Annotated in this window: 17 protein-coding genes; all 17 read right to left on the bottom strand. The window is 64.6% G+C overall.

The annotated features are described in order from the left end of the window. Positions 1 to 12: 12 nt before the first annotated feature. A complete protein-coding gene (locus tag VMX79_07825) occupies positions 13 to 903 on the bottom strand; it encodes a radical SAM protein (protein ID HUV87007.1) in 891 nt (296 codons plus the stop codon). Between the two features lie 113 nt (positions 904 to 1,016). Continuing rightward, entirely contained in the window at positions 1,017 to 2,075 is a 1,059-nt protein-coding gene (locus VMX79_07820) for a Vms1/Ankzf1 family peptidyl-tRNA hydrolase (protein HUV87006.1), read from the bottom strand. A 24-nt stretch (positions 2,076 to 2,099) separates the two neighbouring features. Beyond that, the gene (locus VMX79_07815; GenBank protein HUV87005.1) at positions 2,100 to 2,804 is read right to left on the bottom strand and encodes an HAD-IA family hydrolase; all 705 of its coding nucleotides are present in this window, start codon (positions 2,802 to 2,804) and stop codon (positions 2,100 to 2,102) included. After that, the gene (locus VMX79_07810; protein HUV87004.1) at positions 2,804 to 3,640 is read right to left on the bottom strand and encodes an MBL fold metallo-hydrolase; all 837 of its coding nucleotides are present in this window, start codon (positions 3,638 to 3,640) and stop codon (positions 2,804 to 2,806) included. Before VMX79_07810 ends, VMX79_07815 begins: the two co-directional genes overlap by 1 nt. Positions 3,641 to 3,685: 45 nt before the next feature. Next, on the bottom strand, positions 3,686 to 4,075 hold the full coding sequence (locus tag VMX79_07805) for a YbaN family protein (GenBank protein ID HUV87003.1): 390 nt from the start codon (positions 4,073 to 4,075) through the stop codon (positions 3,686 to 3,688). 23 nt (positions 4,076 to 4,098) lie between these two features. Then, the gene (locus tag VMX79_07800) at positions 4,099 to 4,917 is read right to left on the bottom strand and encodes a radical SAM protein (GenBank protein ID HUV87002.1); all 819 of its coding nucleotides are present in this window, start codon (positions 4,915 to 4,917) and stop codon (positions 4,099 to 4,101) included. After that, a complete protein-coding gene (locus VMX79_07795; GenBank protein HUV87001.1) occupies positions 4,914 to 5,918 on the bottom strand; it encodes a methyltransferase in 1,005 nt (334 codons plus the stop codon). Before VMX79_07795 ends, VMX79_07800 begins: the two co-directional genes overlap by 4 nt. 86 nt (positions 5,919 to 6,004) lie before the next feature. Next, on the bottom strand, positions 6,005 to 6,658 hold the full coding sequence (locus tag VMX79_07790; protein HUV87000.1) for a hypothetical protein: 654 nt from the start codon (positions 6,656 to 6,658) through the stop codon (positions 6,005 to 6,007). Between the two features lie 76 nt (positions 6,659 to 6,734). Further along, entirely contained in the window at positions 6,735 to 7,646 is a 912-nt protein-coding gene (locus VMX79_07785) for a serine protease (GenBank protein ID HUV86999.1), read from the bottom strand. Positions 7,647 to 7,674: 28 nt separating this feature from the next. Then, a complete protein-coding gene (locus tag VMX79_07780) occupies positions 7,675 to 8,004 on the bottom strand; it encodes a hypothetical protein (GenBank protein ID HUV86998.1) in 330 nt (109 codons plus the stop codon). 104 nt (positions 8,005 to 8,108) lie between these two features. Beyond that, positions 8,109 to 8,954 (bottom strand): nitroreductase family protein, encoded by an 846-nt coding sequence (locus tag VMX79_07775; GenBank protein HUV86997.1) that lies wholly within the window; start codon positions 8,952 to 8,954, stop codon positions 8,109 to 8,111. Between the two features lie 143 nt (positions 8,955 to 9,097). Beyond that, on the bottom strand, positions 9,098 to 9,619 hold the full coding sequence (locus VMX79_07770) for a flavin reductase family protein (protein HUV86996.1): 522 nt from the start codon (positions 9,617 to 9,619) through the stop codon (positions 9,098 to 9,100). A gap of 188 nt (positions 9,620 to 9,807) precedes the next feature. Next, on the bottom strand, positions 9,808 to 10,152 hold the full coding sequence (locus VMX79_07765) for a cupin domain-containing protein (GenBank protein HUV86995.1): 345 nt from the start codon (positions 10,150 to 10,152) through the stop codon (positions 9,808 to 9,810). Between the two features lie 20 nt (positions 10,153 to 10,172). Then, positions 10,173 to 11,129 carry a hypothetical protein gene (locus VMX79_07760; GenBank protein ID HUV86994.1) on the bottom strand — a complete coding sequence of 319 codons (957 nt, stop codon included), beginning with the start codon at positions 11,127 to 11,129 and terminating at the stop codon, positions 10,173 to 10,175. A 34-nt stretch (positions 11,130 to 11,163) separates the two neighbouring features. Beyond that, on the bottom strand, positions 11,164 to 12,048 hold the full coding sequence (locus tag VMX79_07755; GenBank protein ID HUV86993.1) for a class I SAM-dependent methyltransferase: 885 nt from the start codon (positions 12,046 to 12,048) through the stop codon (positions 11,164 to 11,166). A gap of 236 nt (positions 12,049 to 12,284) precedes the next feature. Continuing rightward, a complete protein-coding gene (locus VMX79_07750) occupies positions 12,285 to 12,719 on the bottom strand; it encodes a hypothetical protein (protein HUV86992.1) in 435 nt (144 codons plus the stop codon). A gap of 50 nt (positions 12,720 to 12,769) precedes the next feature. Beyond that, positions 12,770 to 13,137: hypothetical protein (locus VMX79_07745; protein HUV86991.1), on the bottom strand; the 368-nt coding region annotated here is incomplete at its 5' end.

Below are 13,137 nucleotides of genomic sequence, written 5' to 3'. Positions count from 1 at the left end.
GGCCTTGCGCCCCTACTCCAAACCGTACACCTGCCGCGGCGCGAGGTACTCGGGAAATCTGTCGGTCAGGGCTTTGCGCGCAAGGAAGCACAGGTGGCACTCGTCGACGTACTCGCCGCGGAGGTCAAGGTCGTACGCGCGGACGAGCTCGCCCGGGCCGCCGCGCAACAGCGGCCCGCAAATCGGGTGCGCGGCCGCGTCGTAATCTCGAACCAATTCCGAAAGCGGCGTCTCCCACATGTTGCCCATACTCAAGCCCTGGCACAGGTGGACGTGGCCGAAGGCGTCGAGGTGGACGCGGCCGGGGTCCCGCAAATCCTCGCGCGTACATTCGTCGAACTCCTCCCACGGCCTCGTCGGCAACCCCTCCACCAGCTTCTCTACGGCACGCCCGCGGAGCACCGCACCGCCGGCGATCACCGGCTCGCCCTTTTCGACGTCCGCCTCGAGCGTCGGCGCGTCGATGCAGATGGAACCGGACGGTACTCCCAATTCCGCCGCGGCGGCCGCGGCAACCCGGGCCGGCGTCTCCTCGACGTCGCCGTGATGGTAGGCGTCGTCGCTGAGGGAGAGGTCGTCGGCGCCGGCTTCTTTAAGCGGCTCGAGCCAGAGCGCGGCATCTTCCGCGGTCGTCGCCCAGTAGCAGTTGGTTACGATCCCGGCCTTGAAGCCGCGCGCCCGCGCCAGCTTTATTCCCTCCACCATCACCGGGTAGTAGAGGAACGGCTCGCCGCCCTCATAATAGATGAACCCGACCGTGCCCAGCTCGGCGGCCTCGTCGAGAACCGCGCGAAGTTGCTCGAGCGTAAACGTCCCTTCCGACTTCGGGCCGCAGTAGAGGAAGCAATGGTCGCACTCGAAGTTGCACGCGTACGTCAGGAGGAAATGTAATCCTTTGAGCATAGCCGTATCCCCTTCGCCGTTACAACTCTTTCGCGCCCGCCGGGGCGCCCTCGTCCTCTTCCTCGTATATCCTAATCTCGACTATCTAATACCTCGAAACGGCCTAAGTGCCATCACTCACCGGGACTAACTTTAAACCGGAGCAGCGCGCCGACGTGGCCGCCTTGGGCCAGCGCGCCGCCCTCCGCCGGGACGAAGCTCACGTGGGCCCCCGTCGCCTCGGCCAGGCCCGCCAGCTTCTCGACGGCCTCGGGCGCGCCGGTCGCCGTCTCGTAAAAACCTTTGCCGACGAGCAACGTGTCGACGGCCCCCATCTGCAGCGCGCGCTCCGCGGCCGCGGCGCCGGCAACGGCCAGGCCGCCCCGCCGGAGCTCGCCGGCGTAACGCTCCAGCACCCTCGCCTCCTCGTTCCGCTCCGCCTCCTCGAGCACGGGCTTTATCTTGGCGAGCAGCTCGTCGTCGCTCGCGTCCAGGTCCCAGCGGACCGTACCTACTACTTTCCCCCGCCACGCCGGCGACAGCTCTTCTTCGACCGCGGCGACCATACGGTCGCGGCCTGCAAGCAAAACGCGGTTCACGTCGCCCTCCGCGAAAACCTGCTCCGCCCGCTTCGCCACTTCACCGGCGAAACGTTTGACCTCCTTGTCGCGGCGCCGCTGGTACCGCATCTGCGACCAACCGCCCACTTTGGAGAGGTGGTGGATATTTTCGCGCAGCGCGTCCTCCTCCTCCGCGACGCGGCCCGCGGCGATATAAATCTTCGCGCCGGCCGCGTCCACCGTAATGACGCCCACCGGTTGGTACTCGTCCAGCTGGAGCGCCAGCGGCGCGATGACCGCCTCGTCGTCGACGGCGAGCAGCGGCGCCGGCGGCATAACCAGCTCGACGCCCCGGGTGAAGTCGGCGCCCAGGTCGGCGAAGAAGGCCAGGCCCGGGCCGGCGTAACCCTTGGCCTTTTTCTCGTTAACGTAATCGGATAAAAACGACAGCGAGCCCTCGAAATAATCCCGCTCGCCGGCGTCCAGGAACGGCGCCAGCCGGGCGGCTTCCTTGGCGATAAAATCCGTCGCGGCGTCCCACCCGTCGGCGAGCGCCAGGTACGCCGACAGGACCGTTCGGTCCGTCCGGGCCAGGCGCGCGAGCTCGTGCAGTACGTCTTCGGTCAATCTCATACTGAATCTCCCGGCGTGAAGTTATTAAACCAGCTCGAGGACCTCTTGCAGCGCCGCCACCCTGGCCCCGTCCCACTCCTCGGCGTCGCGGCGGAAGGCGTCGTCGCCGGCGTCGTCCGGTACGCGGATGAGGACCGCGTCCATCCCCACCGCCGACGCGCCGGTGAGCTCGCGGCTGCCGCCGTCGCCCACGAAGAGGCACGCCGCCGCCTCCACGCCCAAACGCCGGCACGCCAGCTCGTAGACGCGGGGGTCCGGCTTCTTCATCCCCACCGCGGCCGACAGGACCGCCTCGTCCACCAGCGGCGCGAGCGGCGTCTCCGGCCAGGCCGCGACGACCTCCTCCGAGCAATCGCTGATGACGCCTATTTTGAGCCCCCGCTCGCGCAGCGCCGCGAGCGTCGACGCGGCGTCGTCGCGGGGAACGAGGACCCCTCGTACGAAGTCGACGCGCATCTCGACCGCCCGCTCGAGCTGCGCCGGCGTAACGTCCACGCCGAGCTCGCGGCACAGCGCCCTCAGCTGCTCCGCCACCGGGACCCGGCCCAGCGCGCGGTCGTCGGCCTTCTCGTCCCATAAGCTCATAAAGGCCGCCGGCGATACGCCCAGGACGGCGCACAAATCGTTTAAAAATACGCGGTACTCCTCGAGCGAGAATATGTCCACCAGCGTACCGAATACGTCGAATATAACGGCGTCGTATTTCGTAGGTTTCCGCTCCATTTCCATTAGAAGACGTCGAGGTCCCGGCTCGAGACGACCTCGCCGGCGTAATGTTCCTTTACCTCGGCCACCAGCTCGTCGTACGAAACTCCCCACAGGAGTTGATGGTACAGGACCAATAATTTCGGCTCGGCTCGAGCCGCGAGCGCGGCCAACTCCCGGGAGGAGGTGTGGACCGCGGCGTGGTACTTCCGCCACGCCGGCGGGAGCGTTTCAAACCCGGCCGCCGAGTAAACTTCGTGGACGAGGATATCACACCCGCGGCTCTTCTCCACCATAATCTCCGTCGGCGCGGTGTCGCTGGATATGACGACCGTGCGGTCCGCCGTCCGGAACTTGTAGCCGTACGCGTCCCAGGAGCCGTGGTCGACGGCGAACGCCTCGACCGCGACGTTCTCGTCTTCGTAGACGACGCCCGGGTCGACGTCGTGCGCCTCCACCCGCCACCCGGTTTCGTTGGCCGGCTCGAGCCCTGTAAGGCGTTGCGTGATATCCGCGTCGTACGCGGCGAGGACGCGCTCCGTCATAGCCGCCAGGCCCGGCGGGCCGTACACTTCCAGCGGCTCCTCGCGCTCGAGCGTCCAGGGCGTTAATATTAAATCCGGGTACCCGGTCGTGTGGTCCGAGTGGAGATGCGTAAGGAACGCACGCGTGAGCCTCTTGGGCTCGAGGCCCGCGGCCACGGCCCGCCGCACGACGCCCGGGCCGAAGTCGACGACGTACGGCTGCTCGCCCACGACCACCGCCGCCGCCGGCCCGGCTCGAGCCGGCTCGGCGTTGGGCGTGCCGGTGCCCAACAAGACGACCGACGTGCCCTCTCGTCCGTTCGCGCTTTTACCCATAATGCGACGCACCCTCGTCGACTGCGGCCGGCGGCCGCCGGGGCGTTACCGCCGCCCCTTGGGCCGAATACAAGCGATATGAACGGTAACGGCCGCGGCGATGCCGACCAAAATAATCCTGACGATAAAATTCGACACCGCGAAAACGGCCGATAATAATATAGCCACCCACAGAAGGGCGACGGAAAATATTTTAACCTTAGCCGGAATCCCCCTCCCCCCGCGGTAGTTTCGCACGTAAGCGCCGAACCATCTGTTGCCCAACAGCCACCGGTAGAACCGTTCCGAGCTGCGCGCGAAACAGGCCGCGGCCAGCAGAAGAAACGGCGTCGTCGGCAGTAGCGGTATGAAGATCCCCGCGGCGCCGAGGCCGAAGAAGAAAAACCCGGCGGCGACTAGCAACCATCTAAACCATCTGCGGGATGAGCGGTCCACTACAAGTTACGGCCGCGCCGTACTCAATGGCGGTAGAAGCCGCCCAGCGGTACGCCGAACTCGCGGGCCAGCTCCCGGAACTCGCGCTCGACGTCGTCCCAATACTCCGGCGAACGGGCCTTGCCGCGGAACGCCGGGAACCGGTCCGGAAAGGTCTTCTCAAACGCCGCGGCCAGCCGCGGCCAATCCGCGGCGCGCACGTTCAAGGTCTCGGCGCTTATGCCGCCGGTAAAGCCGCGGACGGCCTCGAACACCGCCCGCAAGTCCGTAAGCCCCGGCAGTATCGGCGAGACGAAGACGTGCGTCGCGACGCCGCTCTCGTGCAGCTTCCTCAGCGCGGCCAGGCGCCGGGCCGGGGAGGCCGCGCCGGGCTCCAGCGCCGCCGCTACCCCCTCGTCGACGCCGGTTACGGAAAACTCCACCGTGCACCGCTCGAATTCGGCGAGGACGTCGACGTCGCGCACTACCAGGTCCGACTTCGTAAGGACGGTGACGTCGAAGGCCGAGGCCGCGAGTTCGCGCAGGAGCCCCCGGGTGAGCTCGTATTTACGCTCGAGCGGTTGGTAGGGGTCCGTTACGCTGCCCACGAGGACGTGGCCCTCCGGGCTCCGCATCGACGTTAGCCGCTTGTGGAGCAGCGCCCCGGCGTTCACCTTGACGTCGACGAACTCGCCCCACGGTTCGTCGTGGCCGGTGAACCTCTTCATAAAACGGGCGTAGCAGTAACGGCACGCGTGCGCGCAGCCGACGTACGGGTTAACGCAGAAGTCCACGCCCGGGATGTTGCTCTTCGTCAATATCGACTTCGCGCGTATCTCCCGAACCTGTATCGCCGCCGTCACGTTTTTCGGCCTATCATCAGCGTCGTCTCGAAATCGGTGTCGCGTCGCTCGACGTCGGCGAGGCCCGCGGCCTCCAACCAGCGGCGAATCTCGGCCTCGGTATAGGTATCGCCGGCCTCGGTGTTGACGAGCATATTGAGCGCGAAGATGACGGCCTGCGGCGGCCCCGCGCGGCCCTCGTCGACGACGAAGTCCTGGATGACGAGGCGGCCTCCGGGGTTGAGCGAGGCGGCGCCGTTCGCGATGAGGGTTTCGTTCTCGGCGGGCGAGTTGCTGTGCAGGAGCTGCGACATGAAGACCAGGTCGTAGCCGCGCGGCAGCTCGTCCGCGGTAGCGTCCCCCTCGACGACGTCTACTTTACCGGACAGCCCCCCGGCCTCGACGTATCGCCGGGCAAGGGGCGTTACGTGCGGGAGGTCGAAGACCGTGGCCGTTATTTTTTTCGACGCGCGCGCGAAGGCCATGGCGTACGCGCCGGAGCCGCCGCCCACGTCCAGCACGCGGGAGACGCCGTCGAGGTCCAACGTCGCGACGAGCCGCTCCGCCCGCAGGGAGGCGCCGGCGTGCATGGCGGCGATGAAGGCCTCGGTCCGGCGCTCGCCCGCCTCGCCTCCCGGCCGCTCGAACGCCGTCGTCCCCGCGCGGACGGCGCCCGTGAGCGTGCTCCACGAATCCCACAGGTTGACCGTGTGCATCAACCCAGCCATGTACTCGGCCTTACCCTTTACCAGGTATCGCGCGGCGGCCTCCGCGTTCGCGAATCGGCCTTCTTCTTTGTGAAGAAGGCCCAGCACGGCGAGCGCGTTCATCAGGCGGTCCGTGGCGCGGGGGTCCGTTTCCAGCGCGGAGGCCACCTCGGCCGAGGTCTTGCCGCCGTCGCCGAGCGCCGTGAACAGACCCAGCTCGTACGCCGTCAACAGGATGCGGCTGCGGAAGAAGGCGCGGGCGAGCTGGTGGAGGTCGTCGGCGTCGATGTTTACCTTCGAGTTATCCTTCGGCATAATGCGACTCCCACATTCTTTTTAACGTCGCCGGCTCTTTACCGGACGAAATATTCGCGCTCCGGCCGGGTTTATATACAACGAATTTACTCTTCCGCGCCGGCTTCGGGACCGGCCGCCGTTTCCGCCCGCCGCTTGATCCCCAGCATGCACTTCCGCATCATTATGAAGTCGCCGACGTCGATCATGAAGTACCCGAGGATTACGGGCCACCTCCACTTGTACCGCCAATGAAGCCGCGTCACGAGGCGCGTGCGGCGGCCGTCGAGGGGGTATAATCCCCACGCCCACGAGAACCCCCTGCCGGGCAGGTTCCACAACATAACACGGGGAGGCTCGAGCACCACGACCTCCATGCGATTGACTCTATCGAGGGGTATTTTATCCCCGACCTTCAAATCCTGGTACTCGGGTAAGATCCGCTCGGCGCTGGGGACGCCGGCGTTGTCGAGCCGGTCGTAGCTGTAGAAGCCGGCCCGGCGATAACCTATCTGCACGAGCCAGGGCCAAATTTCCTCCGGCCGGGCCTCGACGGTGACGCCTCGCGTGGTGTCGAGGTCCGGGTTCGTGACGAGGTCGTCGCCCGGCATGGCCCGCTCGAGCTCCTCGTCGGTCGCGCCCCACCGCAGCTGCCACGGCCTGAACACCAGCACGTAGGCGACGACGGTGCCGCCGGTTGCGCATACTATAATAAGAACGGCGTATAACAAGCCCCGGAGTAATTTTTTTAACGCCGACATACCCGACTCACTCCTATATTTAAAAACGAAGAACGTTTCGATATCAGCCTTTTGCGCGCTAATCGGCGGGGGACGCCTACTCACCTACTTCCTGCGATATTATTTCGGGGATAAGGTACGTGAACCATACAGCGTTCAGGCCTAGCGGTTCCTCGCCCTTTACGGCGCGCTCTTTTCCCACGCGGGCGGAATTGACGCCCAGCAAGTAGATTCCGCGGCTCAGATACAGGCTGAGCCGCGCCCCCCTGGCCTGCATTATGCCGCCCGGCCGCGTCAGCACCGGGCTGCCGCTGCAGCCGCTGTGGACCCGGCACTCTATCAGGAAATACGGTTCGCCCTCGAAGGGTATGGGGTAGAACGAGGCCAACGTTCCGCGGCGCACGATGGGTAAATTGTACGCGGCGTCGTGCAGCCCCAGCGGGTATCCGATTACGATCAGGTCTTCGCCCACCTGGACCGCGACCTCTTCCGGGAGGCGATTGTCCGGGCCGAACGGTTTTACGACGAACTCGCGCTTCAAGCGCGAGGCGTTCATCGGTATCGCGACGACGTCCACCGCCTTTCCCCGCTCCGGGTGCTCGAGCCAGCGCGGCCGGCCGCGGTGGTCGTAAAGAAGAACGACGTACACGCCGTTCTTGCGTATGTCGGCGGCGTCGGTATGCAGCCACAGCTTCAACTTGTCGGGGACGTGGCCGGCTCGCTCGTCCAATACGACGTGGCGGTTGGTAATCAAATATACGGCGCCGCCCGAGGCGTAGAAGAAGCCGGTGGCTCGAGCGACCAGCTCGTTCTCCTTGAAACACTCGAGCTGCGCCACGGCGAACGCGAGCTCCGATATCTCGATCGAGGCGCCCTCGGCCCGGGCGGCGACGGGTCCGGCCGCGGCCTCCTCGTCGAGGCTTTTAAAAACAGCCCCGGCGGGGCCGGGAGCGGCGGCCGTCAAAGCCCAGGCCGATATCGAAAGCAATATCCAACGTCGCGGCGTCATAATCGCTCCGCCCGGCGGCTTCGCGAACCTACGTCACCAACCTGGACGCGCTCCAGTCGATGACGACCTGTTGCGGGTCGTTCGGGTCCACCTTCAGCCGTACTAGGGCGCCGGGTTGAAACTGGGGTACCGCGGCCCGCGGGATGACGGCGTCGAAGCTCACGACGTACGGCGCGCGGGAGCCGTCGTCCACCTCCAGCGTGAGGTTGAGGTACGGCTGGTCGTTGATGGTGACGACGCCGACGATGGTTAGGCCCCCGGCGTTGACGAAGCGCGCGTACGCCTCCTCGCCGAACACCGCCGGCGCCCACTTTTCCGAAAACGCCAAGGGCAGGAACAGGAGCGGCCCAAAAAACACCCACCGCCAAGAGAACTTACGTCGTGCCCAAACTCGACCTTGCTGCGTCGTCTTCGCCCGCGTAAACTTCTACGCTTCATACCACATAAACCTTCGCCGCGCAACTACGAGCCGAAGCAATCGAAGCCGGCGTTTTTGAAAATATCGATCGCCTCGGCGTTATGCTCGACCATAAGATCGGCCCGATACCGGATTTTAAATACGAACTCGGCGTTACTCTTAATAGCCAGTTTAGTTATCCGCTCGCGGGACCTCTTGAGCCAACCCCCCTCCCCCTGCTCGTCCGCCTCTACCGCCTCGACTAAAACCCGTTCGAAGTATCGTTCGGCGTTCTCGTCGAAGGAGCCGTATTTCTCGTCGAAGGCGTTTCGGATTTCGTCGTCGCTCAAAGGCCGGTACCGTTCCTTATGACGTATCACCGACGGACTCAACTTGGGGACGTTGCGGGGGACGGTTTTGGGATACCCTAGACACAACAACATTAGCGGAAAGACGTACGCCGGCATCCCGAAATACTCCCGGGCCTCGTCGGCGACGTACGGGAGTCTGCCGACGTATACCGACCCCAAGCCGAAGCTCTCCGCAAGTATCACGACGGTCTGCGCCGCGCACATCACGTCGGCGTAGCCGAGGAGGAAATGGCTGAACGCCTCGTTGCCGCGGAACCCCACGCCCGATAGTTCGGCCCACTTCTTGAGCCGCCAGAAGTCGAGGCAGAAGACCATGGAAAGCGGCGCGTTCTTGACCCAAGGCTGGCGTTTGACCATTTGGGCGAGCTTTGCCCGCCGGTCCGGCTCCCGAACCAGTACGATCGACAGCGGCTGGATGTTGCAGCCGGTGGGGGCGTTGTTGGCGGCGTTGACTAGCTTGTCTATAACTTCGTCCGGAACGGGGCGGTCCTCGAAGTTTCGGACGGACCGCCGCTTCATCAATAAGTCGTAAAGTTCCATGATTTTTCTCCGCAATCCGTTATGAACCGCCGACGCGGCCGCCGCTCGCGCCGTCGGGCGCGGCCCGCGACGCCCGGCCCGTTTACGCGGTGCCGGGGACATTTACGCAAACTAAACTAGAAGACGGCCTTAACGTAAATGGGTTATGTGGTTTTAAATCTCGTGCCATATACTTTCCGCGGGAAATCGCCTTTCGCGTAATCGACCTCCCGTTCACGTTTCACAACAGCTTCATCCGCGTACGCCTCCACCACCTCGCCTACGATCAGGCTCTTATCCCCGGCCTCGATCTCCTGTTCGACTTTGCATTCCATATGAGCTACGCACTCGTCAATAACGGCGACCGTCACCGCGCGTGCCGGCTTCGGCGTCAGGCCCGTCTCCTTAAATTTATCCACGTCGCGACCCGAATGGAAACCGCAGTAATATATCTTGTCTTTCAAGGCCGCGGGCGGTACGTTTACGACGAACTCCTTCGTACCGGTTATCAACTCATAGGAATGGGTCGCGCGTCCTATGGCGCAGGCGAGCAGCGGCGGCCGTTTGGATACCGGCATGCAGAAGCTGACGGCGATGATGTTTGACCCTTTCCGGACATCGCCGCACGTTATCAGGAAATGCCTCATCGGCCACATAAACTCCAGATACTCGACGTCGACTTTCATCTTATCTTGCCTCCCGTTTTTCGCCCAGTCGAACGGCCCGGCGGCCTCTATCCAACCCCTTCCCAAGGGGTCGACGGAATTAAACCTCCGCTTCCCGCACGTCCAAGACTTCCGGCGGCAACACGGCCTCGCCCGCCGACGTCCATCCTCGCCAATTCCTTACGCCGCTCGTAAATCAAAAGACGCCGCTAGGCGGCGCCGTGCGGCACGACGCAGAGGAACCGTAAAACCTCCGCGCCGGTATTTTGGAAGTTATGTTTTTCATTGGGCGGGACGAGGACGACGGTACCCGGCTCGAGCGGGAATTCCTCCGCGTCGCCGACCGCAACGCCTTCGCCGGCCAGGACGAATACCTCGTGCTCCCAGCCGTGGGCGTGGTAGGGCGTGTGGCCTCCCGGCGCCAGCTCGAACTCGCGCATCGCGAAGTTGGGCGCGCCGTCCTCTTTCGTAATAATCCAGCGGATCTTGACGCCGGCCGCGCCCTCCGCGTCGACGTCGTCTTGCACGACCTCTTTGTAATCTCGAGCTAACATCGGTCCTCCTGCGTAGAGCGTTACAACCCGTCGCGGATTTTAACCAACGCCGCTAGGCCGGCCTCCTCCGCGGCGCGCGCCGCGCGGAGCGCCTCGGCCGCCTCGGCCCGCCGGCCCTCGTCCTGAATATGTTCCGACTTCAGGCCGTGGAACGGGAACAGCTCGACGACCTTCTTCAAGTTCCCGGCCACGACCTCGTAATGAGCTATCGCCTCGTCGAACTCCGCCGCCGGGCCGCCGAGGCGCTCCTTCGCCTCTTTCAGAAATTCCACGGCGAAGTGGCGGCACTCGTGCCAGACGGCGGCGTTGTAGGCCATGCCGTGGCCGTGGGCGATATTTTCCTCCACGGCCTTGACCCAGTTATCGAAACCGCCCAGGCCCGCTTTGTACTTGGCGTAAACCCATTCGGCGGGGCTCTGTGCGAACGCGAGCGCGAAGGCCAGCGCCTCCTTCACCGTCGTGCGGTCGTCGGCGGCCTCGCCCTCTACGAGCGAGTACATCTCCAGAACGCCGATGTCCGACTCGCCGAGGTCGCGCCACGGCTTGGGGCCGGCGCCGTCGTCGGCCCCCGGCCCGGAGTAGTGATAGCCGACGTCGTCGTAGCCGTAGATGACGTAGTACTCCGGGACGTCGAGCTCCCAGCCGTACGTCGGAAGGTCATTATCGAGCGCGAGCTTCGTATTCTCCCAAACGAGCTTGCGCTTCCGTTCGAAGTCGGCGTCTTTCCGGGTAGCGCTCAGGCCGCGGCTCTCGTAGCCGACGTTCTTCCCCAGCTTACGAAGCATCTCGGTATTCCAGGCCGTGGGGCCGCTGGGGCAGACGACGTCGTGGACGTTGACTATGAAGGCGTGTCCCGTCGCGCCGAAGAGCCACGCGTCGGAGACGTCGATACCCAAATAATCGAGACAACCCTTTACGCAGCCGAGGTGCGAGACCCACCGCGGCGTCCACCTGAGGTTTTCCAGCTCCTTTTTCACTTCCCGTGCCTCCGGTTTGAGTTATGACCCGAAATTAAACCCGGTTAGAATATAAGGGCCCGGCCTTCCGGGCCGCGAAAGCGACGAGTTCGCCCATCAGCTCCACCGGCGGCCCGGGGAAGTCCGGGCGTATTGCGACGTCGTCGAAACCCACGTCCCGCAACAGCTCCCGGTACTCCTCCTCCGTATATCCCTGGAACGTCTGGGCGTAGCGGCTGACGTCGCCGGTAGCCGCGTCTATCACGTAATACCGGGTGGTCGCGGTCCCGCGGGCCTCGTCCCAGAAGTTCTCGGTTAGACGGACGTACGGCCGGTCCGAGAACGGGCCGGCCTCCTCGGTGCGCCAGGTGGAGGGCCCGACGCCGATGTTCTTGATCGCCGCCCGGGGGTGCGCCTCGAGGAAGAATATGCCGCCGGGCGCCAGCGCCCGGTAAACGTTTTCGAGGACGGCCCGGCCGTCCGCCGGCCGGAACGTATTGAACTCGCCGAAGATAAGCATAACCAGGCCGAAGCCGTCGCCGTAATCCCCGGCGCGGACGTCCCGACGCAGGTACGTGGCGGCCGGGCCCTCTTTGCGGGCCTCGGCCTCGGCGTAGTCTATCGACGCCGGGGAGTAGTCAACCCCCCTGCACTCGTGGCCCAGCCGGGCGAGCCGGCTCGCGTACAGGCCCGGGCCGCAGCAGAGGTCCAGGACCGTCGTCGCCTTTCCCGACAATAATTCATCGTGGACCCATTCGACCTGTTTGTCGATCGTCTCGAGCCGGCGGCTCGCGGCGTCGTGCTCCTGGCTCAAGTGCTCGGCCAGCATCCGCGCGCTGAACGCCGGGTCGCTCCAGGGGATGTTCTCGCCCTCGGCCCAGGGCTCCGGCGGAACCCGGCGTTCGATTACGTCCCGCAAGTGCACGGGGAAATTTACCATAACCCGGCGCCGCAACCCAAACATATTTTCCCGACGAAAAACCGCGGCCCGAAGGCCGCGGTAACTCTCGTCCGCGTTAACCGGTAGATTTAGAAATGGCCGAACTTGAACTGCAGGGCATACGTAATCCCGGCCAGGTCCTCATCGGCCTTCCCGGGAAGCTCGACGCCGTTGACGTACCGGTACCAGGCCGCGGCCGCCCCCCGGCGCCCTTGCGGCGCCGACCGGGCCGGGACTTAAACGCCGTCCCCCAAGGTCTCGGGAATAAGGCCTATTATTTCCCGGGCGCCGGGAAGGAATTCGGGTTTCGAAATCCAAAAGCTCATCGCGTTATACTTGCCCGACGTTTTTCGGAACGAGCCCTCCCAGAACCGGAACTTCTCCACGTCGAAGGTCGCCTCCGGCTCGACGAGCGCCCCCGCCTCCGGGTGCACGTACACGCGCAGGTTCTTGCGGCCCACGTTTATCGTCAGGAACGGCCGGCCCCGCAAGAGAAAGATGACGCCCTCGCCGCCTACCGTCTTCACCTCGTCGACGCGCCGCGCCCACCCGTCGACGACGTACGCGACGAGCTCGCGCAGGACCTCCGCCGCCTCCTCGTCCGGAAGCCGGCCCGAGCTCTCGCGCCAGAATTCCGCCCCTATAGCTCGCTTGAGCGACCTCTTATCCATCGGCCTCTCCTCACATATTCTTGACGAACCGCCGCGGCTTTCTTCGGCGCTCAACCTCTCGCAGAACTCGCGCGCGCCTCCGCGCGGAGGCGCTTCCTTCGCCTCTTGGCCCGCGAGATGATGCGCGGCAGGCCGAAGATAAGGTGGAGGTAAAATATCCACCCCGGGAAGCCGATACGCAGGCCCTTCCTGGCGACGGCCCACATCTGACGGCGGTCGAAAAACCCGGAGCTTATCCGCTTCACTATGCGGTTAATATCGTCCGGGCCGTACCACGTCGAAAATACGCGGTTGCCCTCGCCGACGTAGTAATCGTCGCTCTCGTCCACGAGGCGCGCCAGGCCGGAATACTTCTCGTACCGCAGCCGGTTGGGGCTTATCAAATCGATGCCTATCTCCCGGGCGAAGGGGACTACCT

The sequence above is a fragment of the bacterium genome, assembly GCA_035529855.1.
GTDB lineage: Bacteria > RBG-13-66-14 > B26-G2 > WVWN01 > WVWN01 > WVWN01.
This window is presented reverse-complemented; position numbering and strand designations above follow the sequence as displayed.

Coding starts and splice junctions, on each gene's coding strand:
- VMX79_07810 (HUV87004.1), bottom strand. CDS start 3,640: ATGGGTAAAAGCGCGAACGGACGAGAGGGCACGTCGGTCGTCTTGTTG.
- VMX79_07820 (HUV87006.1), bottom strand. CDS start 2,075: ATGAGATTGACCGAAGACGTACTGCACGAGCTCGCGCGCCTGGCCCGG.
- VMX79_07785 (HUV86999.1), bottom strand. CDS start 7,646: ATGACGCCGCGACGTTGGATATTGCTTTCGATATCGGCCTGGGCTTTG.
- VMX79_07750 (HUV86992.1), bottom strand. CDS start 12,719: ATGGATAAGAGGTCGCTCAAGCGAGCTATAGGGGCGGAATTCTGGCGC.
- VMX79_07815 (HUV87005.1), bottom strand. CDS start 2,804: ATGGAAATGGAGCGGAAACCTACGAAATACGACGCCGTTATATTCGAC.
- VMX79_07775 (HUV86997.1), bottom strand. CDS start 8,954: ATGGAACTTTACGACTTATTGATGAAGCGGCGGTCCGTCCGAAACTTC.
- VMX79_07755 (HUV86993.1), bottom strand. CDS start 12,048: ATGGTAAATTTCCCCGTGCACTTGCGGGACGTAATCGAACGCCGGGTT.
- VMX79_07770 (HUV86996.1), bottom strand. CDS start 9,619: ATGAAAGTCGACGTCGAGTATCTGGAGTTTATGTGGCCGATGAGGCAT.
- VMX79_07825 (HUV87007.1), bottom strand. CDS start 903: ATGCTCAAAGGATTACATTTCCTCCTGACGTACGCGTGCAACTTCGAG.
- VMX79_07765 (HUV86995.1), bottom strand. CDS start 10,152: ATGTTAGCTCGAGATTACAAAGAGGTCGTGCAAGACGACGTCGACGCG.
- VMX79_07795 (HUV87001.1), bottom strand. CDS start 5,918: ATGCCGAAGGATAACTCGAAGGTAAACATCGACGCCGACGACCTCCAC.
- VMX79_07790 (HUV87000.1), bottom strand. CDS start 6,658: ATGTCGGCGTTAAAAAAATTACTCCGGGGCTTGTTATACGCCGTTCTT.